This is a genomic window from Prevotella sp. oral taxon 306 str. F0472 (genome assembly GCF_000257925.1).
Taxonomy (GTDB): domain Bacteria; phylum Bacteroidota; class Bacteroidia; order Bacteroidales; family Bacteroidaceae; genus Prevotella; species Prevotella vespertina.
This window is the reverse complement of the sequence record NZ_AJIN01000067.1, coordinates 138,766-160,319: the sequence shown is the minus strand read 5'-3', so window position 1 is coordinate 160,319 and position 21,554 is coordinate 138,766. Positions and strand designations below refer to the sequence as shown.

Annotated in this window: 15 protein-coding genes; 7 read left to right on the top strand and 8 right to left on the bottom strand. The window is 45.5% G+C overall.

Features of this window, described 5'->3' with window-relative positions:
• Positions 1 to 23: 23 nt before the first annotated feature.
• Entirely contained in the window at positions 24 to 536 is a 513-nt protein-coding gene (locus HMPREF9969_RS10880) for an Lrp/AsnC family transcriptional regulator (protein ID WP_009435945.1), read from the top strand.
• Between the two features lie 511 nt (positions 537 to 1,047).
• On the opposite strand, the gene HMPREF9969_RS10875 is transcribed toward HMPREF9969_RS10880, so the two are convergent.
• Positions 1,048 to 2,442, bottom strand: a complete 1,395-nt coding sequence (locus tag HMPREF9969_RS10875; protein ID WP_232212673.1) for a DKNYY domain-containing protein — start codon at positions 2,440 to 2,442, stop codon at positions 1,048 to 1,050.
• Between the two features lie 174 nt (positions 2,443 to 2,616).
• Here HMPREF9969_RS10875 and HMPREF9969_RS10870 point away from each other — a divergent pair, with 174 nt between their 5' ends.
• The 4 genes from HMPREF9969_RS10870 (at position 2,617) to HMPREF9969_RS10855 (ending at position 9,528) form a co-directional block, all read left to right on the top strand.
• Positions 2,617 to 4,302, top strand: a complete 1,686-nt coding sequence (locus tag HMPREF9969_RS10870; RefSeq protein WP_009435885.1) for a beta-N-acetylhexosaminidase — start codon at positions 2,617 to 2,619, stop codon at positions 4,300 to 4,302.
• Between the two features lie 52 nt (positions 4,303 to 4,354).
• Positions 4,355 to 6,388: a zinc-dependent metalloprotease gene (locus tag HMPREF9969_RS10865; protein ID WP_009435774.1), complete on the top strand. Its 2,034-nt coding sequence runs from the start codon at positions 4,355 to 4,357 to the stop codon at positions 6,386 to 6,388.
• 126 nt (positions 6,389 to 6,514) lie between these two features.
• Positions 6,515 to 7,816, top strand: coding sequence for an alpha-L-fucosidase (locus tag HMPREF9969_RS10860; protein WP_009435962.1), 1,302 nt, complete (start codon positions 6,515 to 6,517; stop codon positions 7,814 to 7,816).
• Between the two features lie 101 nt (positions 7,817 to 7,917).
• Positions 7,918 to 9,528, top strand: a complete 1,611-nt coding sequence (locus tag HMPREF9969_RS10855; protein WP_009435976.1) for a beta-N-acetylhexosaminidase — start codon at positions 7,918 to 7,920, stop codon at positions 9,526 to 9,528.
• A 175-nt stretch (positions 9,529 to 9,703) separates the two neighbouring features.
• On the opposite strand, the gene HMPREF9969_RS10850 is transcribed toward HMPREF9969_RS10855, so the two are convergent.
• On the bottom strand, positions 9,704 to 10,981 hold the full coding sequence (locus tag HMPREF9969_RS10850; RefSeq protein ID WP_036895679.1) for a DUF3078 domain-containing protein: 1,278 nt from the start codon (positions 10,979 to 10,981) through the stop codon (positions 9,704 to 9,706).
• A gap of 334 nt (positions 10,982 to 11,315) precedes the next feature.
• Between HMPREF9969_RS10850 and HMPREF9969_RS10845 the strand changes: the two genes are divergently transcribed.
• The gene (locus HMPREF9969_RS10845; RefSeq protein ID WP_036895678.1) at positions 11,316 to 13,166 is read left to right on the top strand and encodes a beta-galactosidase; all 1,851 of its coding nucleotides are present in this window, start codon (positions 11,316 to 11,318) and stop codon (positions 13,164 to 13,166) included.
• A 437-nt stretch (positions 13,167 to 13,603) separates the two neighbouring features.
• On the opposite strand, the gene uvrA is transcribed toward HMPREF9969_RS10845, so the two are convergent.
• Positions 13,604 to 16,507, bottom strand: a complete 2,904-nt coding sequence (gene uvrA, locus HMPREF9969_RS10840; protein WP_009435967.1) for an excinuclease ABC subunit UvrA — start codon at positions 16,505 to 16,507, stop codon at positions 13,604 to 13,606.
• A gap of 152 nt (positions 16,508 to 16,659) precedes the next feature.
• Here uvrA and HMPREF9969_RS10835 point away from each other — a divergent pair, with 152 nt between their 5' ends.
• Positions 16,660 to 17,064: a hypothetical protein gene (locus HMPREF9969_RS10835; RefSeq protein WP_009435776.1), complete on the top strand. Its 405-nt coding sequence runs from the start codon at positions 16,660 to 16,662 to the stop codon at positions 17,062 to 17,064.
• A 185-nt stretch (positions 17,065 to 17,249) separates the two neighbouring features.
• Here HMPREF9969_RS10835 and HMPREF9969_RS10830 read toward each other — a convergent pair whose 3' ends face one another.
• The 5 genes from HMPREF9969_RS10830 to HMPREF9969_RS10810 all read right to left on the bottom strand — a co-directional run bounded on the left by HMPREF9969_RS10830 (position 17,250) and on the right by HMPREF9969_RS10810 (position 21,071).
• Positions 17,250 to 17,930 (bottom strand): hypothetical protein, encoded by a 681-nt coding sequence (locus HMPREF9969_RS10830; RefSeq protein WP_009435965.1) that lies wholly within the window; start codon positions 17,928 to 17,930, stop codon positions 17,250 to 17,252.
• A 73-nt stretch (positions 17,931 to 18,003) separates the two neighbouring features.
• On the bottom strand, positions 18,004 to 18,381 hold the full coding sequence (locus HMPREF9969_RS10825; protein ID WP_009435925.1) for a YccF domain-containing protein: 378 nt from the start codon (positions 18,379 to 18,381) through the stop codon (positions 18,004 to 18,006).
• 55 nt (positions 18,382 to 18,436) lie between these two features.
• The gene (locus HMPREF9969_RS10820; protein ID WP_009435822.1) at positions 18,437 to 18,946 is read right to left on the bottom strand and encodes a nitroreductase family protein; all 510 of its coding nucleotides are present in this window, start codon (positions 18,944 to 18,946) and stop codon (positions 18,437 to 18,439) included.
• Positions 18,943 to 19,992: a DHH family phosphoesterase gene (locus HMPREF9969_RS10815; protein ID WP_009435832.1), complete on the bottom strand. Its 1,050-nt coding sequence runs from the start codon at positions 19,990 to 19,992 to the stop codon at positions 18,943 to 18,945. The genes HMPREF9969_RS10820 and HMPREF9969_RS10815 overlap by 4 nt, the downstream gene beginning before the upstream one ends.
• Before the next feature lie 167 nt (positions 19,993 to 20,159).
• The gene (locus HMPREF9969_RS10810; protein ID WP_009435947.1) at positions 20,160 to 21,071 is read right to left on the bottom strand and encodes a nucleotidyltransferase; all 912 of its coding nucleotides are present in this window, start codon (positions 21,069 to 21,071) and stop codon (positions 20,160 to 20,162) included.
• Positions 21,072 to 21,554: the final 483 nt, after the last annotated feature.

Below are 21,554 nucleotides of genomic sequence, written 5' to 3'. Positions count from 1 at the left end.
ATAAATATAATAGTTTATACAGAATGGCACATAGAAGTTTAGACAGGCTTGACAAGAAGATATTACACTTGATATCTGAGGATGCACGAATCCCTTTCCTTGAGGTCGCCCGTGCGTGTAATGTGAGTGGAGCAGCTATCCATCAACGTATTCAGAAGTTAACAAACTTAGGTGTACTAAAGGGTTCGCAATTTGTTATTGACCCAGAGCGTATAGGTTACGAGACGTGTGCTTTCATCGGTCTTAACCTAAAGAATCCAGAGAAGTTTGACGATGTTGTCGATGCTTTAAAGCAGATTCCTGAGATCGTGGAATGCCACTATACGACTGGAGAATACGACCTTTTCTTGAAGATGTACGCATATAATAACCATCATCTGATGTCCATCATCCATGACAAACTCATGCCCCTTGGTTTGTCACGCAGCGAGAGTTCTATCTCTTATAACGCTGTTATCGACCGCGCCTTACCAATCGAAGGAATGCGAGTAGCCGATACTGTGGTGATAGATGACGATGATGAGGACGATGAATAACGTCTCCGAAAGTAGAATTTAATTAATATTTTAGTAGGGATGCGCAGCTTGTGTGTCCCTATTTTTGTATAGTGTCACGAATGCAGTTAAGTGTGGTTCACTTCATACGAAACGCCCTTCTCGAATTGAGAAGAAGCCTCCCCAAGCCCCTCCGAAAGGAGGGGATGTGTTCCCCCAAAGCCTATCTTTTATTCAACAAACAGCCTCACCCCCGTCCCCTCTCCGAATGGAGAGGGGCGTGATTACTGCTTTTAGCTTGCAAAGTAATGCTAAACAGGAATAGAGGTAATAATATTCTAGAATTAACGAAACGCCCTTCTCGATTTGAAGAGGGCGTTTCCTTATGTCGAAAAGAGCCTCTCTTCACACCGAAGAAACGCCCTCTTTGTATTAAGAATACCTTTTCCTAACTTGCTCCCGTTAGGCACTCCCCTCCCTTCGGAGGGGTTGGGGGAGGCTTTTCCATTCGGAGAGGGGACGGGGGTGAGGCTGTAGATGGACGGGGGTAAGGCTAGTTGTGGGCGTGGGTGGAGCCTCTATACTTACGTATCAAAGGCGTTGGGTGTCCCTCATAATATCGGTGTTTATCGAAGGCGAAAGCCATCTGCTCTTGTGCATCCCACCCACAGATGAAGCTGTTGTAATCGGCATCCTTGAGCATTACCTCACGATAGTATATGTGCGTCGCATCCCTCCCGTAATCGCTATCTTTATTAGTGTCATCACTCGAATCAATCGTTAATAACAACGATGGCAAGGGGCTGAATGTGGCTGGGTTAGCGCCCTTGACCAGCCTATTCTTCCAATAGACATGGCGCAAGTCCTTACTCCAATCGGTGTAATCAAGCGATTGCAAGTGCTTTAAGTCAGTACCTGAAGGCATCTTCAGAAGCTCAGAGTTATAGACTGATTGCCCATAAGTATAATAGTTATCATTGATGTTTGACGGCGTTAATAGTCGATAATCTTTCAATTCGCGAGGCTGTCCATCGTAGTAAACGCACGTCTTATCCTGTCCCACATGCTTATTGTCTTTATAAGTAAAGAACGTGGCGGCATCGGCACCCTGCACCACCTTATCTTTAAAATACACCTGTTTCTTGTCCTTGGCGTACAGTTCGTTCAAGCCTTTAAACGACTTCCAATCGCTGATCCGAAGCCTCTTTGCACCTTCTTCCTGCGCATTATCACCCAAGTAATAGGCGTATTTACAATCCAAATCCCAGTTCCCTTTACCCATGCGGAACGTCTTATAATCGGCGACATGATAGGGCTTCCCATAGATAAAACAGTCCTTCCCGTCGTAAGCCTTGCCGTTCTTTCCCACCTTAAAGGTCGTTGGATCAGCCCCTTTTAACACCTCCCCAAGATAGTAAACATGGTTTTTATCCACGCCATAATCGCCCTCGTTGGTCATAACCTGGAATGTCTTGGCATCCGCCCCCTTAACCTCTTGAAGCATATAATACACATGGTTTCTATCCTTCGAGTAGCTTCCGCCGATTTCATCTCCAATCCGTTTATAAGTGAAGAAGTCTGCTCCTTTGGGCAACTCCTGCGCTAATGGACTCACAGATAAGAGTATACTGAGTGCCAGTAATATAATAGGTGAACCCGAGATGATATAAAACAACGATGCTTTCCCATGCTTCCTTGCCATCTTCTTAGCCATGAAGAGCAAGGGAATGATATATACAGGATAAAGCCAGATAACGAGTGTAACCACCCATCTGGATATATCAATAGCCAGCGGAACACTGCTTTGGTCATATAAAAAGACCGTCCCCAAGGCAACTAAAGGCCATGCAAGAAGGAGTGAAAGGAGTAACATCGAAAAGAATATCTCACCGACTGTTACCTGTCCTCCCATGCGTCTCTTCATCCACGAACAACATTTATCTATCATTCCCATAACGATTCCTTGTATTTTAGTTAACTTGCTGCAAAGATACAAAAAAGGGGTGAAGAAGTGAACAAATCAAAATAATTTGCTATCTTTGTGGGCGTGTTTATGGCACATGAAAACCTAATCTTTATGTAGACCAATATAACCAATACCTTATTATATAACTATATCCTCATGCAAAAGAACAGATTCTTTCTTTTACTGATAGTCGTTACTTTCAGTTGTGCCATGCGTGCGCAACAAGCCATCGGACTCATTCCTCAACCGCGCGAAATCGTTGCGACGGGTGGAACACTGCGTTTACCCGCCTCGTTCTCGATAGGTGGTCAACAACTTCCAGATACTATCTTGACAGAAGCCAAGAACTTCGCTGCCCATTACCAGCAGGTGACTAACCATCAACTCAAGGTTTCGAAGAATCTTAAGAACCCTTTTATCCATCTCATCCACACGACTACTGAGGGCGCAGAAGGCTATCAACTTCATATCACGCAGCGTGATATTACGATTAAGGCAACGACCACAGCAGGATTTTTTTATGCCTTCCAAACTATTAAAAAGCTCCTGCCACCAGCCTTCGCAGCCCGTCAGAAGATGGAGAAGACAGCCCTCACTCTACCTTGCATGAGCGTTACGGACAGTCCACGTTTTGCTTATCGTGGCTTCATGTTGGACGTGGCTCGCCACTTCTTCGGCGTCTCTGAGATTAAAAAACTGCTTGATCTCATGGCGAACTACAAGATGAATAACTTTCATTGGCACCTCACTGACGATCAAGGATGGCGTATCGAGATAAAGAAATACCCACGTTTGACCACCATTGGAGCTACTGCCCCGGGCACGAAATACTCGGATGTGAAGTTGGGAGAAGTGCGTAGTAACGAACCTTACGGACCCTTCTTTTACACGCAAGAGGAGATTCGGGAGGTTGTAACTTACGCTCATCAGCGACATATCAACGTGATTCCTGAGATTGACATGCCCGGTCACTTCATGGCAGCAATGGCCGCTTACCCAGAGTATAGTTGCGACCCTGCAGGGCAGCACAGCGTTTGGACAGAGTGGGGAGTGTCTCATGATGTGTTGAATGTGGCTAATCCTGCAGCCGTGGACTTCGCTCGTGACATATTAAAAGAGGTGTGCGATCTCTTCCCCGGACGCATTGTTCACATTGGAGGGGACGAGTGTCCAGATGATGCCTGGCGTCAGAATGAGGAGTGCCAAAGCCTCTATAAGACGGAAGGACTCCATAACTACCGACAGTTACAGAGCCGTTTTATCAAGCAGATGGCAGATTATCTCCATTCGAGAGGACGCACAACAGCGGTGTGGAACGAGGCTATTACGGCTGAAGGAACAGAGTTAGATCTGATCAAGGAAGCGAACGTGAAGGTCTATTGTTGGTACCCCGCAGCCCAGTCGGCACGCATGGCTGCAGAGCAGAAACTCGATAATGTCGTGACCTTCTTCGGCCCTTATTATATCAACAGGAGGCAGAGTACGGCTGCAGATGAGCCTAACGCAGCAGGTAAAGGAGCGGATAGCTTGCGTGTAACCTATTGTGCCAAACCTGTTCCCGAGGGCTTACCAGCATCATTGCAAACCTATTATCAAGGTGTGCAAGCGACGTTTTGGACAGAGCATGTAAAGACTGTTTCCTACTTAGAATACCTCGCTTTGCCTCGCCTACTGGCTGTTGCTGAAGCAGGATGGACGCCCGAAGAACTGAAAAACTACGATAGTTTCCGTGAAAGAGTGTCGAAGGATGCAGCCTACCTAAGCCTTGCTGGCTTCAATTTCTGTCGACGAGATCTATTGAAGAAGTATGTTGATAAGATACCTGTCAGACCCTTGCAGTAATCAAACAGAGTTCTAATTATTTCTAAGAAACAACTATTTAAGACATTACAAGATGAGTCGAATCTTACCAACCATTACCCTCGTGGGTGCATTAATGGTGTTTCCAACATTGTTGTCAAAGCTCCATGCGCAGGTTATCAACCATCCGTTAGAGGTGAAGGAGATGAAGTGTGGAGTGTTGGGTATCGATCCCCTACAAGAGAGAGCACGCACACGAGGTAGTGAAGAAGAGGATACGAAGGTGACAGACGGGGTCTATCGTGTGATGAGACTGGCTGTCTTTATGAGTGCAAAGGAGTACAACTCCGATAAATTCAACCGCGATTACAATAAGATCAAAGCCTTTTGGTCAGAGCTGGAAACCTATCTGAATAGTATCTATGTACGTGACTTTGGATTGCAATTCAAGGTTATCAAGGACGAACGATTGGTTGAGAAGACTTACAATCGGGACTATACTTATCAAGATGGAACCGCTCTCATCAATGCAGCTATTGGTATTGACAACTACGATATAGGTATTGTTCTCGATTACTCAGATAGTGGTGGAATGCAAGGACTTGCTTCCGTCGGGGGGATATGGAATGATACTTGGAAGGGAACAGGCATTGTCATCAATCAATCCATGCCCACCATCGCTCATGAACTGGGGCATTTATTGGGTTCAAACCACCCCTTTACACAGAGTCAAGGGATGCTCGGATATGGTACGGAGCCTGGTTCTGGACAGTCAATCATTAGTTATGGATCATCATCGGAGCAGGACTTTGTATCATTGGAGTGCCTCAAGAAGATCCTTCATGAGACTCCGAAGGCTGATTACCGATTGGTGGAACGATTCCCAAATACGACTAATACAGCTCCACACATTGATCGCGAACGCATGAAGGACACCTATGTTGTACCAGAAGGAACGTTCTTCTCTATTCCTGTTTATGCAACGGATCAAGAGCAAAAAACGCTTCATTACACCTTTAATCAATATGGATGTACACCGCAGAAGCCCGCTCACTTCCCTGTTTATGCACCACAACAAAGCAATGTAATAGACTTTGGTGTGAGGTATAATGGCACTGGTGCGGAGGTGACTAACTCGAATAGTATCCCTGTAGGAGACTATCGTTTCTGGTTCAGTGTGAGTGATGCTCTCCCTGTAGAGGAGGCTATGAAGAAACATCAAGCACCTCTTTATGATAGTTACATAGCGAACATCAAGGTCGTAAGAGCTACGCCTTTTAAACTTACAACAACCATTGATAACCATTATGAGAAGGGTGATCTCCTGCATTTGACATGGACAGTTGACAAGTCATTCTTTCGATCAGGAAGTAAGGTGCGAGTGCTGATGTCGGATGATATGGGGCATACCTTCCGCCACGTCTTACTCCCTTCAACGGACAACGATGGCGCTTGCGATGTCTTTATCCCACAACGATTGATGAAGAGAGTACCCACTTATAGCTTCGTAATACCCGATACTGGAGAGAAAATAGACATCTACTTTGCTAGCGAGGGACTGCTCCGTATAGAGACAATAGGCGATGATATCCGCTATTACGACATATCGAATAACTCGAAAAAAGACGGTGGTATTGAGGTTACGAAGGCTGAGGTAGAGTTCAGTGGAGTTCCTGAAGAGACCTATATCACCATTGGCAAAAACGATGAAATGCCTCCGAAACCGAATATCACAGCATCAGTACAGGGACAGATGGTACCTGTCACTTATACAGAAACTACTGACGATAACCTTACCACACGCACATGGACAGTGGAACGAGGCGGTAAGACGAGCGGTGTACAGCTTTTCATCGAACGTAGAAAGACTGATACTGCGGGCAACACACCCAATGGTATCTCCACAACCAAGGCTTCAGATGCCATTAACATCACTACATATAAAGGACAGATAACGCTCACGGGCACGAAAGCAGGTACCTTCGTGCAACTTTACAACACAACAGGTAGATTGATCAAGCGCATACAGAGCAAGGGAGAGAAGCTCTACTTCGACAACTTACCATCAGGTGTCTATATAATAAAGGTGGGCGAGGAAGAGCCAAGGAAGGTGCAGATTATCCACTAAAGGTGGGTTTTCTACAATCGAAAAGAGGTTTAACCTGTATAAAGGACATATCTTCTTCCCTTTGAGTGCATACTTATCAAAGTTTTTAACTATCTTTGCAAACAACCTAAACAATTACCTATTAGAATGAAAAAGACTTTACTTTCAGTAGCAATTATGCTCCTTGCGCACACGAGTTGGGCACAAGAAGCCTATCATCCCACGCCTGAAAACATTCAAGCACGTCAACAATTTCAAGATGAGAAGTTCGGTGTCTTCCTGCATTGGGGGCTCTACTCGATGATGGGAGTGGGCGAGTGGGTGATGCACAACAAGGACATTAACTATCGAGAATACCCTAAGTTAGCTAAGACCTTCTACCCTTCTGAGTTCGATGCAGACGCTTGGGTGAAGGCTATCAAGGACGCTGGTGCGAAGTACATCACCATTACCACCCGTCATCACGATGGTTTCTCGCTCTTCAAGACAGCAACAAGTACCTATAACACTGTCGATGGAACGCCCTTCAAAAGGGATATTATTAAGGAACTGGCAGCGGCTTGTAAGCGACAAGGAATCAAGCTCCACCTCTATTACTCACACCTTGATTGGGGTAGGGAGGACTATCCACAAGGGCGCACCGGACTAGGTACTGGGCGTGACAAGAGCAAGGCAAACTGGGCAAGTTACTATCATTTCATGAACACACAACTAACTGAGTTGCTCACAAACTATGGTCCCGTCGGTGCGATATGGTTTGATGGTTGGTGGGATCATGATAGTGATTCAAAGCCTTTCGATTGGCAGTTACCAGAGCAATATGCCCTCATCCACAAGCTACAACCGCAATGTCTCATTGGCAATAACCACCATCAAACACCTAATGAAGGCGAGGATATCCAGATCTTCGAACGTGATTTACCAGGCGAGAATAAGGCTGGTTTGTCAGGACAAGACATCAGTCGGTTACCATTGGAGTCGTGTCAAACAATCAACGACCACTGGGGTTACAACATTACCGATACCCTTTACAAGTCGCCGAAGGAGTTGATTCAGATGCTCGTAAGGGCTGCTGGAAAGAATGCAAACCTCTTGCTCAACATCGGGCCAGAGCCTGGTGGTGCCTTGCCAGACCTTGCCTTGAATAGACTAAAGGCTATGGGGGAATGGTTGAAACAATATGGTGAGACCATCTATGGCACTCGTGGAGGTATTATTGCACCTCACGACTGGGGCGTAAGCACGCAGCGTGGCAATAAGTTATACGTCCACATCCTTGATTGCATGGACTCCAGTCTGTATCTCCCGACGGGTAATCGCAAGGTAAAGAGTGCTAAAGTCTTTGCCACGGGGAAGCCTGTTCGATTCACAAAGACGGGTGATGGCATTACAGTTAACATGGATGAGGCTCCGAAGGATATTGACTATGTTCTTGAACTCACACTTTAGACAATCTCACGGGACGATGAGTAATGGGCTTATCCAGTCCTATTTCTAACGAAGAAAACAATTTATTTATCAATACAAAACATTTAGAAACAACGAAGGAAATGAGAAAGATCCTACTTTCTGTGGCTCTTATGATGGCGTCAATAGCCCTACATGCCACAGATGCAAACTATCAGGTAGTACCTTTACCACAATCTATTGCGATACAGAAAGGCGAAGCCTTTGTACTTGATGGTACAACTTCTGTCCTCTCACTAAGCACTGATGAGGCGATGCAACGCAATGTGCAATTTCTAAAACAATATATTCGTGAGACCACAGGAATCACCCCGGAAGGCACGAGCAAGAAGGGTTCTGTTATCATACTAAAGCTCAATAACAAGATAGAAAACGATGAGGGATATGTCATAACAGTAAAGACTAAGACCATTACCATCGAAGGGAAGACAGCCGCAGGAGTGTTCTATGGCATACAAACATTGCGTAAGTCATTGCCAGTAGAGCAGGCAAAGAACGTCAGCTTCCCTCTTGCTCAAATCGTTGACCAGCCCCGTTTCAGCTATCGTGGTACGATGCTTGATTGTGCGAGACATTACTTTAAGATGGATTTCATCAAGGAATTCATTGATATGTTGGCACTTCATAACATCAACACATTCCATTGGCACCTCACAGAAGACCAAGGGTGGAGGGCACAGATAGACCGCTATCCGAAGTTAACTGAGGTCGGTTCGAAGCGTGCGCAGACGGTAATTGGACGCAACACAGGGCTTTATGACGATACTCCTTATGGTGGTTATTACACCAAGGACGATATGCGTGAGGTTGTAAAATACGCTGCCGAACGTCACATAACAGTGATTCCTGAGATTGATATGCCCGGTCACATGCTAGGCGCACTGGCTGCTTATCCAGAGCTTGGATGTACTGGTGGACCTTACAAAGTGGCTGAGTCTTGGGGCGTATTCCCCGACATTCTCTGTGCTGGAAACCCACAGACTTACGAGTTTGTTAATAATGTTCTCGATGAGATAGTAGACATATTTCCATCTAAATACATCCACATTGGAGGTGATGAATCGCCTCGTGACAGATGGAAGGAATGCCCTCGTTGCCAGGCAGAGATTAAGAAACTCGGATTGAAAGGATCGAATGGATTCTCTGCAGAAGCGCAATTACAATGTTACTTCATGAGCCAAGTTGCGAAACATTTAGCCGCTAAGGGACGTTCGATAATAGGCTGGGATGAGATCCTCGAAGGCGATGTCGACAAGGGGACAACGGTCATGAGTTGGCGTGGAACAGACGGAGGTTTCGAAGCTGCTAAGCGTGGTCTGGATGTCATCATGTCGCCTACTACGTACTATTACATCGACTATTATCAGACGAAGGACAATAGACTCACGCTCATAGGAGGGTATCTCCCGACAGAGAAGACATATAGTTATAACCCTGTTCCTGATGATGCAACTCCAGCGTTAAAGACGCATGTTAAGGGTGTACAAGCTAACCTTTGGACAGAGTATATAATGGGTCGTGACCTCGCTTTCTACCAACTCTTACCACGTGTGGCAGCCTTGGCTGAAACGGGATGGACCGATAATGCGAAGAAGAACTACAGCTCTTTTAAGGAGCGTGAAGCGAAGTTGAACATGCTTTACAAGCACTACGATTGGAAGGCATGTCAGGACATCTTCACTCCAGCAAAGTAATAGGACGGAAAGTGAAGACGATTGTTTGCAAATAAAGAAGGCGTTTCTTCGATGTGAAGAAACGCCTTCTTCAATACAAAGGAACGCCCTTCTCCAATGTAGAAGGGCGTTCCTTTGTTTTTACTTCTGCGTCCCGTGAGGCACATCCCCTCCTTTGGAGGGGCTTGGGGAGGCGTTAGAAGCTATACTGGAAACCGATAGAAGCAAACTCTTTCAGCTGCCAGAAAGCATAACGAGAGTCTCTACTCACACCGTCATCGAAGCGAGGATAGATGAACAACTGGCTTGAGATGAAGCGATTGAAGCGTAAGGTAAAGGTGTTCTCCCACTCCAGTTCGGCACGCTTATAGGTGGTGTAGCCATAAAGACGGGTCTTCCATGTGAGCATTTCCATAATCTTCCACTCCAAATCAACGGTGAATTCCGATCCATAGTCATGTAGGAAGTGATTGTTATCACCGATACCCAACCGCTTTGATAACGACTGGAAGCGGGTGTACTTCATGTTATATGCCAACGGAGCAAGGTGAATATTACCTTTTAATCGGTGTTCGAACCAATCGACGGAATAGTCCATACCGAGAGAGAGATTCAAGTTGAATGGTGCAAGGAAGTCGGCATATACTATTGGATCATTCGACTTATAAGCACGTGAGAATTGTGTTTGTCCGATGAGCTGAAGGGTGTAGTACCATTGTTTTGTTGCCTGTAAGCCCAACTTCGAAGTAAGACGTATCAAGTCTTCCGTACTCTTAAAGCTGTGTAACGAGTCCGACTTGCTACTCTGCATACCATATCTTAGCTCCAAACAGTTATCCCATTTCACCTTTTGTTTATTGTTATAATTAGCCTGCATAACCACTGATCCACGTGCAGCATAGTTGCTTTCGCCCCCTCGATACCAGTTTCCTGACACGTAGTTCTGCAAGAACTGCAAGGCATAGTCGCCTTTGTAAGTCCAGAAGTTAGGCTTTTTAACCAATACTTCAACAGGTACTTCGACAGGTTCAATAGGTGGTTCTTTCACCCTACTAACCATGTCCACCTCATGTTGAATAGGCTTTTCAATGTCATTGAGTGTCGTTTGTTGTTGCTGCACAGCCCGTTCCGTCGTACTCACTAAGTCGGGACGATAGAGATAAAGGTGCATGAGATTAGCATTGAAATCACGCTCGGCATCGGCGTTAGAGAACAACTGCTGCGTCACATCCCGATAGAAGGTCAATGGGAAGAGCAGCCGCATATGGTTCGCATCTGATACTTTCACCGATGTTAGTTTTTGTTTCTTCGGCATGAAAAGACTATCTCGCAACATTTGCAAAGAGTCTGCATAGGATTGAGCAACGCTATTGGTTGGCTTGTTATCACCTACTGACAGGGGCGTAGAATGCGATTGCGCAGCAACCTCAAGACCCATTGCAAGGAGTATAGTTATTAAGAATTTACGTTTCATTTAATAGCTTGACAATATATAATAGATGTATTGTCTTGCAAAAATACATCATTCTTTTCAATTACATCTCGTTTACTAGAAAAAACTAAGGAAAGCCTCATCTCTATCGCAAATTATTGCTGACGAAAGACTTAAAAGTCAATATCTTCATGATTTACTATCATCCCTTTATCGTACAAAAGACACACTTTTCAATCGTTTTATTTGCTACTCTCGTTCTTTTTTAAGAACTTTGTCCTTCGGAGTCTGAACCTATCTTTATCCATGAAGGAGCTTAAACGGACTTTTAAAAACCTATAGATAAATATTTAATCTAACCTATATAATTGATAGAATGAGGCAAATTAAACTCTTATTATTGGCAGTCTGTCTGCTGGCAGCAGGTTCTGTCATGGCTGCAAAACAAACGAAACATACGTTCGCCATCGCTAATGGCAACTTTATCTACGATGGTAAACCCACCCAAATACACTCGGGTGAGATGCACTATGCACGTGTTCCAGCTCCATACTGGCGTCATCGCATGAAGATGATGAAGGCTATGGGACTCAACGCAGTGGCTACTTACATCTTTTGGAACCATCACGAGACAAGTCCGGGGGTGTGGGATTGGTCCACAGGAACGCACAACTTGCGTCAATTCATTAAGACTGCGGGCGAAGAGGGACTGATGGTTATCCTCCGACCAGGCCCTTATTGCTGTGCAGAATGGGAGTTCGGAGGTTATCCGTGGTGGCTTCCTAAGAACAAGGATTTGGTGATTCGCACCGATAATAAGCCTTTCCTAGACTCCTGCCGAGTGTACATCAATCAGTTAGCAAAGCAAGTGCTTGACCTTCAAGTGACGCAGGGTGGACCCGTGATAATGGTTCAAGCAGAGAATGAATTTGGTTCCTATGTGGCTCAACGCAAGGATATTCCACTCGAAACACACAAGAGGTACGCTGCACAAATACGTCAGCTGTTACTCGATGCGGGCTTTACTGTACCCATGTTCACGTCTGATGGCAGTTGGCTCTTTAAGGGTGGAGCCATCGAAGGGGCTCTTCCAACAGCCAACGGAGAGGGTGATATTGATAAACTAAAGAAGGTTGTCAATGAGTATCATGGTGGAGTTGGACCTTACATGGTGGCTGAGTTCTATCCAGGGTGGCTCAGTCACTGGGCAGAACCCTTCCCACGTGTATCGACAGAAAGCGTTGTTAAGCAGACAAAGAAGTATCTCGACAATGGTATCAGCTTTAATTATTACATGGTACATGGCGGTACTAACTTCGGATTTAGCGCTGGTGCGAACTATAGCAACGCAACGAATATACAGCCAGATATGACCAGTTATGATTATGATGCACCTATCAGCGAGGCGGGTTGGGCTACTCCTAAATACAACGCATTGCGTGACTTGATGATAAAGTCGGTCGATTATAAGGTGCCCGAAGTGCCCGAACGCATCCCAGTCATCGCTATTCCGAATATAACTCTTGGTAAATCGGTTGACGTAATGACGATGATTAACACGATGAAAGCCGTTGAGAGCGACCATCCTATGACTTTTGAGGAGTTGAATCAAGGCTCTGGTTATGTGCTTTATCGCCGCCATTTCAACCAACCTATTAGTGGTCTCATGCGCATGAAAGGCTTGGCTGATTACGCCATAGTCTATGTGAATGGTGAGAAGAAGGGCGAGTTAAACAAAGTATTCGACAAAGATAGCATGGAAATCGACATTCCTTTCAACAGCACCTTGGATATTCTTGTGGAGAACATGGGGCGCATTAACTACGGAGCACGTATCGTGGAAAGTGCGAAGGGAATCACTCGTCCTATCACAATAGACGATAACGAGATTACTGGTGAGTGGCAGATGTATCCATTGCCAATGGCTTCTATGCCTGATACCAACCGATTGCCAGCAGGCTACAAAGCAGGTATGCCAGTTCTTTATAGTGGTTCGTTCAACCTTGAGAAAGTAGGGGATACGTTCTTAGATATGGCACATTGGGGCAAAGGAATCGTCTTTGTCAATGGTATCAACTTAGGTCGTTACTGGAAAGTGGGACCTCAACAAACCCTTTATTTACCTGGTTGTTACCTCAACAAGGGCAAGAATGACATCGTAATCTTCGAACAACTCAACGATACGAAGCAGTCATCTCTATCGGGAGTTACTACTCCTGTGTTGTAATAAAGAAGCCTCACCCCCGTCCCCTCTCCGAATGGAGAGGGGAGTGAATACTGCTGATTGCAAATAAAGGGAGCGTTTCTTTGATGTAAAGAGAGGCTCTTCTCATAGCAACGAAACGCCCTTCTCAAGTGGAGAAGGGCGTTTCCTTAATTATAGAATATTATTACCTCTATTCCTGTTTAGCATTACTTTGCAAGCTAATAGCAGTCATCGCTCCCCTCTCCATTCGGAGAGGGGTTGGGGGTGAGGCTTCTTCTCGATTGGAGAAGGGCGTTTCGTTAATTCTAGAATATTATTATCTCTATTCCTGTTTAGCATTACTTTGCAAGCTAATAGCAGTCTTCACGCCCCTCTCCATTCGGAGAGGGGACGGGGGTGAGGCTGTAGATGGTTGGGGGTTAGGCTGGTTGTGGTTGGTGGGGAGGCCTTTTGTTAGATTAAGAAAGGCTCCCTCTCCTCAAGTACTGACCCGTAAGACTCTCCTTACAGTTGGCTACTTCCTCTGGAGTACCAGCTATCACGAGGCGTCCCCCTTTGTCTCCTCCATCGGGACCAAGGTCTATGACGTGGTCAGCACACTTGATGACGTCAAGGTTATGTTCGATGACTAGGATGCTGTGACCACGTTCGATGAGTGCATGGAAGGCTTTGAGCAATCGCTTAATATCGTGGAAATGAAGTCCTGTAGTCGGTTCGTCGAAGATAAAAAGCGTTGGTTCCTGTTGCTCTTGACCAATGAAATAAGCCAATTTAACACGTTGGTTCTCTCCACCTGACAGCGTGGACGAGTTCTGACCGAGCTTGATATAACCCAAACCAACATCCTCCAAGGGCTTTAACTTATTCACTATGGCACGTCGTTTATGCTCCGTAAAGAACTGAATAGCCTCTGATACGGTCATATTCAGCACGTCATTGATGTTCTTACCATGGAACTGCACATCAAGAATCTCACGTTTGAAACGTTGCCCGTGACAGGCTTCACACTCCAAAACAAGGTCTGCCATGAACTGCATCTCAACTGTTATGACACCCGCCCCCTTGCATTCTTCACATCTACCACCATCTATGTTGAACGAAAAGAACTGTGGGGTATAGCCCATCTGTTTGGCTAATGGCTGTTCAGCAAATAGCTTTCTAATCTCATCATACGCCTTCACGTAAGTTGCGGGATTAGACCTTGTACTCTTACCGATGGGGTTTTGATCCACAAACTCCACGTGTTTAATCTGCTTCCAATCGCCTCCAAGACTTGAATACTCGCCTGGAACGTCAGCAACCTCATCCAGTCTGCGCTTCATGGCAGGGTAGAGAATGCCCTTGACAAGCGACGACTTACCACTACCACTCACCCCCGTTACAACCGTGAGGACGTTCAGAGGGAATCGAACATTTATCCCCTTGAGGTTGTTCATGCGTGCTCCTTTCAGTTCTATAGCCATATTCCAAGGGCGACGAGAGGTTGGAGTTGGGATCATTTCAGCCCCCGTAAGATATTGAATAGTATGTGATTTCGGGTATTCTGATAGTAGTTTCTTCGATTCGGCATTGCCTTCTTTGTCCTTACCAGTGGGGTCAATGCGCTTAATATCCGACACTTTGCCTTGGAAAACAATCTCTCCTCCGAGCCTACCAGCGTCAGGTCCCACATCAATCAAGTAATCCGCAGCCCGCATAATCTCCTCATCATGCTCCACAACTACCACTGTGTTGCCCAGAGCTTGCAACTCTTTGAGTACGTGGATGAGCCTATCAGTATCGCGACTATGCAGTCCGATGGAGGGTTCATCAAGTATATACAACGATCCAACGAGCGAGGATCCAAGCGAGGTGGTGAGGTTTATGCGCTGACTCTCACCTCCACTCAATGTGTTCGATTGGCGGTTTAGGGTCAAGTAACCCAATCCCACGTCCAAAAGGAATTGTAGTCTGTGAGTGATTTCAGTGATAAGTCGCTTGCTAACATCCTTTTCGTGTTCTGTAAGTTGCAGCTTGTCAAACCATTGCTTGAGCTCAGCTATAGGCATATCAACGAGGTCTGTGATTGCACGTCCGCCTATCTTCACCCACGAAGCCTCCTTTTTTAATCGTGTTCCACGGCACTCTGGGCATACAGTCTTGCCTCTGTAACGACTCATCATGACGCGGTATTGAATCTTATATTGGTTCTCTTTGACCATTTGAAAGAATGAATCAATGCAGACACGGTCGTGTATATCCTTCTTCCTATCGCTTGGCAGTCCCTTCCAAAGGCACTCCTTCTCTTGCTTCGAAAGCTCAAAGTAAGGTTTAAAGATGGGGAAGTCGTCTTGAGCAGCACGTCTGCAGAACTCTTCCTTCCATGCTTCCATCTTGTCACCATGCCAACATTGCACGCAACCATCATACACTGATAGCCCCGAGTCAGGTATTACTAACTTCTCATCAATGCCTATCACGGAGCCAAAACCCTCACAGGTAGGGCACGCACCGAGCGGTGAATTGAACGAAAACATGTTGTCGTTGGGTTCTTCAAAGCGTATTCCATCAGCTTCGAAACGTGTAGAAAAGGTGTAAGAGAGCTTTGCGGGCAGTATCATTAGGCGTAGTGTGCCATCTCCCTCATAGAAGGCTGTCTCGCAAGAGTCGGTTAATCGAGAGATAGCATCCTTTGAGTTCTCCACTGACATACGGTCTATCACAAGGTAGATTTCGGCTTTCTCTTTCTCATCCGATGGTTTCTTCTTATCTTTCTGCTGCTTATCAGCCTCATTTACAGGGTGTTCTTCAAGCCAATCCTCTATGCGAATGAACTCTCCATTGACGTAGATACGAGAATAGCCCTCCTGCATTTCCATCTCAAGTTGTGCCTCTTGAGAGCGTCCCTCGACCACATGTAGAGGCGAGAGAATGCAGAACTTCGTCCCTTCAGGGTATGTTTTTACACGTTCAATGACGTCTTCAACAGAGTGATGCTTCACTTCCTCGCCTGAAATGGGGCTGTAGGTACGCCCGATACGAGCGTAAAGCAGACGGAGATACTCGTATATTTCAGTCGAAGTACCCACTGTTGAGCGTGGATTACGTGCTATTACCTTCTGTTCAATGGCTATTGCTGGGGGCAAGCCTTTGATGAAGTCGACCTCAGGTTTCGACATTCTCCCTAGGAACTGACGTGCGTATGCCGACAAACTCTCTACGTATCTGCGTTGTCCTTCAGCGTAGAGAGTGTCGAAAGCAAGGGACGATTTGCCCGAACCCGATACACCTGTGATAGCGACGAAATCGCCTTGAGGGATCTTGACATCAATGTTCTTGAGGTTATTCACCCGTGCTCCTTTTACCTCGATATACTTATTCATAACTCTTAATAATTCTTATCTACACTCAACGAATATGCTTAAAAGAAGTTTAAGTAGGGTTGAGTCTCATGCAAAAGTACGAAAAAACTTTGGTTCTTTGTGGCTTTTCGCTTATATTTGCAGCCTATTTTTGATTTTAAAAGAATAAGATTATGAGAGTTAAAAAGTTATTGGTAATGGCTCTGATAGCACTTCCTACAATGGTAATGGCGCAGAGCACTTATGAGCCAGTGGGCAGTTCGGATAACAAAACACCACTAGAGAATAAGACTGTAAACCCTGTTTACCAGCAGTGGTTGAGCCAGTATGTAGAGGTAGGACGCAAGATTAACGATATATCTGCACAATATCAACGTGAGATCGACAAGCGTGGTTACCCTAAGAAGAAGACAGTTCAAGCTAAAATGGAGCTCGTTAGCCAGTACATCTATTTGTTGAAACAAGAGCGCGATACGCCCGAGTTGAATCAAAACCTTGATGTTCAGAAGGTCAACGATAAGATAAGTCTATGGCAAAGTCAGCTTGATGGCTTGGCAAACTTGCTGAAGAAGATCTAATAAAGAGTATTATTTCATACGCTAGAAGGCGTCGGAAGTTCTGTTAAACGAACTTCTGACGCCTTCAGTTATTTGTGCATAAAGGTTTACGTAGGTCTTTCAAAGCTTCTAGTTATTTGTGCGTAAAGGTTTACGCAAGCCTTTCAAGACCTCTAGCAACCAATGACAACGCATGGAGATGAGCCTTACTCGGATTCTTTGGCTTGCTCCTTTCCATCCGTATCAAGCAATACCTCTTTGTCACCAATGCGTGCCTCAAAGTACGGCGGTTCGTCTCTTAGCGATATACTATCATATATGAAAGGTGCCACAATGGTGCCTTTACCATCTGGAAGAATCAGTCCCAACTTGCCATCCAGTTGCGCTATTAGCGGCATAGTACGCAAGTCGTCCACATAAACATAGCATGTGCGGAGGAACTCATACTTAGGTTCTACGAGCGTGCGACCCCTATGGTCGAGGATACCAAAGCGTCCATTGCGTTCGATCACCTCGTGATACTTGATGTAAATCTCACGTATCAAGTTCAAGTATCTGACCATCTTTCGCTTGTCATTGACCAACGTTACAAGATAATCAAAGGTGTCGGAATAGTTTGCCATAGCACGAGCTAGGACGATCTTCATATCTAATCCCTTGATAACCTTGCGGTTCAAGTCGATGTAATGGGCTATTGCTGCCTCCTTCTCTTCCAACGATAAGTCCTTTAAATGCTCTTCGAAGCGCAACATCTGTTGCTTACTTCCGTGCATAGCTTTGATATATCGGTGGATACGTCGCCCCATTTCCATGCAAACGAAATGGCGTATTCTCTGTTCCTCTATCGGGTCAGTGTATTCTTGGTTGAAGTTGTCTAGCGTAATCATGGGCGTTACCTCCTATGTTTTTCGCCAAAGTTACAGACTTTTCGTGGCTCCACCAAGAATTATAAAGAGTTTTTTATAAGTTCAACGTAACATCCTTTCCGAAGGGAGCAAGGCACAATCCTGCCATCTTGAAATGCTGCTTTGCGAAGGGAATCCCTATAATGGTTATCCCTAAGAGGATGCCGAAGAAGACATGACAAAGCCATGCCCACAATCCACCGAAGATAATCCAAATGATATTAAGGGGTACTGTGAGGCACCCGAAAGTATTGTCGGTGTTATGCACCTCAGCCCCGAACGGCCATAAACAAAGCAATCCGAGCTTGAAAGTTTGTATAGCGACAGGGATGCCAACGATGGTCAATGCCATGGCAAGACTCCCCGTGAAATAACCAATGGCAGCCTCCAGTCCACCGAAGAGCCACCACAGAAGGTTTCCAATAAAGCGCATATAATATAATAAGGTGTAAGTTGATAAATAAGGTGTAAGGCGTGACGAGGTTAAGTTATATCGTCTCCGTTATCTCCTCCAAAGGCTTTCGTTTCTTCTCATTGATCGGACAGTCAGGGGCGATGTGACCAATAGGAATAATCGCAACTGCCTCATATCCAACTCTAGGGAATGCCTCTTCCATTTTTGCCACATCATAATTACAAACCCAACAACAGCCTAAGCCCCGTTCAGCAACAGCCAAACAAAGGTGTTCGGTGGCAATGGCTACATCAATATCTCCGTGTGGCTTGCCATCTTCCGAGCGTACCCAACAGCCTTCCACAGCCTTCATACAAATAATGTAAAGCGGTGCTGAGGCAAACCACTCACGTTTGTAACAGGCTTGCAACTGCTTGCGTGCCTCTGACGACTTGACCACAACGAACTTCCAAGGCTGTTTGTTCACTGCCGAAGGAGCCATACGTGTCACCTCAAGAATATACTTTAAGTCCTCTTCAGATACCTGTTCGGCTGTGAATTTACGTACTGAGAATCGCTTTTGTGATAGTTCTAATAAGTTCATAATACCTTTGTTTGTAATTGATCCTTATAATAAAGTAGCGCCTTGATAACCACCTGTTCCGCTTCATCAAGCGTACAATTCAGTTTACCACCAGCTGCATCTGCATGTCCACCACCATTGAAGAACCTTGTAGCCATGGGCTGGCAATGGAACCCGTTACATGACCTTAGACTCACCAAGATGGTGTTTTGCTTCTCAGTATCCTCTCTTAACGATATACTGAGTTTAAGTCCTTTGATCTGTTGAGGTATGTTCACGAGTCCTTCCATGTCTCCTTTAACGAAGTGGAATTGCGTCATATCCTCCTTCGTCACCGTATAATACGAAGCATGTAACTCCTCAATGACCTTCATCTTATTAAGGATTATATGCGAGCGAAGGCGCAATGCGTTCGTAGAATAGTTGTGGAACACTCGGTTATAAATCTCATCTTTATCAATCCCCTTCGTTAGTAACTGTCCAATAATGTAGTAGATCTCTGGTCGGGAAGAGTTATATGTGAAGCCACCAGTGTCTGTCATCATACCGCAATATATACATTCAGCACACTGACGAGTCATCGTCTCGAATCCATCTAACTGACAGATGAGGCGGAAAACAATCTCACTTGTACTCGACATATCTGGTCTAGAGATAGCCAGCGCACACCCTTCATCAGGGTCCAAGTGGTGGTCGATGAGCAAACGGGGGGCTTCCGACGACTCCAAAGCGTCCTGCATTGCATCCACACGGGAGGGCTGATTGAAATCGAGACAACACACCAGATCAGCCTCTTTAAAGATTCGCTCCACCTCACGAGGGCGTCGGTCATAACGAATGACGGTGTTACTACCAGGCAACCAATGTAAGAAGTCGGGTGTAGCATCAGGCATACACACCTTCACGTTGGTCTTTCCTATCCCATTCAGATAGTTCATCCATGCCAGAGAAGAGCCCATGGCATCACCATCAGGCGCCCTGTGAGCACAGATAACAATGTTTTTCGCAGTGGTAAGCAACTGTCGTAATGAGGCAAGCTCCTCCTGTTTTAATAAGTTTAAATCCATTGTGTGTTGTTCTACTTATAGATATTGTAGGGGTGAAACAATCCCTCCTTCACATCCTATGCGTCGACACGGAAGGCGAAATCAAAAGCTGGGGTGCATGACTTATGGGGCTTAGAACAATCGTTCCTCACCAGCACACAGGTCACACATCCCCATGACTTCTTTATTTAAAATAGCTTAGCTGGGTAAGTACCATCGTCTATCAACGACTGAATCTTCGCAACGACACTCTCTCGATCAGCGGCATATGTAACGCCAAACCACTTGCTCGTCGTGTCAAGCACCTTAACAGTTGCAGTGCCATCGTTGATGAGTTTGTTCACCATTAGCGGTATGAAGTACTCCGCCTTCTTGTTTTCTATGTTCTTCGGATCCGATAAGAACTCCTTGAAATAAGCCTCGCTATAATCGAAGTAATCAGGTGTGAAGCCCCATACATTCATAGAGACTGGAGTGTTATCACTCACTGCTACCCACTCGCCCTGCTCATCCTTGTATTTCACTTCGCCCTCACGACGCTCAATCTCAGTGCGTTCCACAACCGTTGTGAGGTTACCCTCTGCATTCGTAGAACAGATACCACGTGCCACAGTTCCATTATCGCTAAGGGTGTTACCAACGCGGAATCCAACCATAGCATACTTGTTCTTAGCACCTTCGGGGAGGTCGGCAAGGAACTTACCAATCACCTTGAAGCAGTCACGATTGTAGAAATCGTCGCAGTTGATGACGCAGAAAGGCTCCTTGATAACGTCCTTTGCCATCAAAACAGCATGATTGGTGCCCCATGGTTTCTCACGTCCTTCAGGTACAGAGAAGCCCTCTGGCAGTGCATCAATGCTTTGGAAGACTAGCTCGGCAGGGATATGTCCTTCATACTTAGATAGTACCTGCTTGCGAAACTGGTCCTCGAAGTCCTTACGAATGACGAATACTATCTTGCCAAAACCAGCCTGGATGGCATCATAGATAGAGTAGTCCATGATCGTTTCACCATTGGGTCCGAGCTCATCGAGCTGCTTGAGACCACCGTAGCGGCTACCCATTCCAGCCGCAAGAAGTAATAATGTAGGTTTCATCTTTTTGTTTTTATATCGTTAATCTATTGTGGTTTGCTAAACAGACCATCTATTGTTATATGCTGCAAAGGTAAGAAAAAGATTTGTATATCACCATCTTTTACATAGAATACATAGCCGAACAACCGTCTATCTACAGCCTCACCCCCGTCCCCTCTCCGAATGGAGAGGGGCGTGAATACTATTGTTTGCAAATGAAGGGGGCGTTTCTTTGATGCAAGGAGAGGCTCTTCTCGATAGGAAGGAACGCCCTCTTTGATTGGAGAAGGGCGTTTCCTTTAATTCTAGAATATGATTACCTCTATTCCTGTTTCGCATTACTTTGCAAGCTAATAGTAGTATTCACGCCCCTCTCCATTCGGAGAGGGGATGGGGGAGAGGCTTCTTCTCTTATACTTATCACTATTCCCTATATTTCTAAAGCATGTATTTTGTGTTACAAAAAGAATATTGTAAATTTGCAAAGGACAATTCTTTTATATC

Bases quoted from the DNA above. Each gene is read 5' to 3' on its own strand.
- HMPREF9969_RS10880 (WP_009435945.1), top strand. From the start codon at position 24: ATGGCACATAGAAGTTTAGACAGGCTTGACAAGAAGATATTACACTTG.
- HMPREF9969_RS10875 (WP_232212673.1), bottom strand. From the start codon at position 2,442: ATGATAGATAAATGTTGTTCGTGGATGAAGAGACGCATGGGAGGACAG.
- HMPREF9969_RS10870 (WP_009435885.1), top strand. From the start codon at position 2,617: ATGCAAAAGAACAGATTCTTTCTTTTACTGATAGTCGTTACTTTCAGT.
- HMPREF9969_RS10865 (WP_009435774.1), top strand. From the start codon at position 4,355: ATGAGTCGAATCTTACCAACCATTACCCTCGTGGGTGCATTAATGGTG.
- HMPREF9969_RS10860 (WP_009435962.1), top strand. From the start codon at position 6,515: ATGAAAAAGACTTTACTTTCAGTAGCAATTATGCTCCTTGCGCACACG.
- HMPREF9969_RS10855 (WP_009435976.1), top strand. From the start codon at position 7,918: ATGAGAAAGATCCTACTTTCTGTGGCTCTTATGATGGCGTCAATAGCC.
- HMPREF9969_RS10850 (WP_036895679.1), bottom strand. From the start codon at position 10,981: ATGAAACGTAAATTCTTAATAACTATACTCCTTGCAATGGGTCTTGAG.
- HMPREF9969_RS10845 (WP_036895678.1), top strand. From the start codon at position 11,316: ATGAGGCAAATTAAACTCTTATTATTGGCAGTCTGTCTGCTGGCAGCA.
- uvrA (WP_009435967.1), bottom strand. From the start codon at position 16,507: ATGAATAAGTATATCGAGGTAAAAGGAGCACGGGTGAATAACCTCAAG.
- HMPREF9969_RS10835 (WP_009435776.1), top strand. From the start codon at position 16,660: ATGAGAGTTAAAAAGTTATTGGTAATGGCTCTGATAGCACTTCCTACA.
- HMPREF9969_RS10830 (WP_009435965.1), bottom strand. From the start codon at position 17,930: ATGATTACGCTAGACAACTTCAACCAAGAATACACTGACCCGATAGAG.
- HMPREF9969_RS10825 (WP_009435925.1), bottom strand. From the start codon at position 18,381: ATGCGCTTTATTGGAAACCTTCTGTGGTGGCTCTTCGGTGGACTGGAG.
- HMPREF9969_RS10820 (WP_009435822.1), bottom strand. From the start codon at position 18,946: ATGAACTTATTAGAACTATCACAAAAGCGATTCTCAGTACGTAAATTC.
- HMPREF9969_RS10815 (WP_009435832.1), bottom strand. From the start codon at position 19,992: ATGGATTTAAACTTATTAAAACAGGAGGAGCTTGCCTCATTACGACAG.
- HMPREF9969_RS10810 (WP_009435947.1), bottom strand. From the start codon at position 21,071: ATGAAACCTACATTATTACTTCTTGCGGCTGGAATGGGTAGCCGCTAC.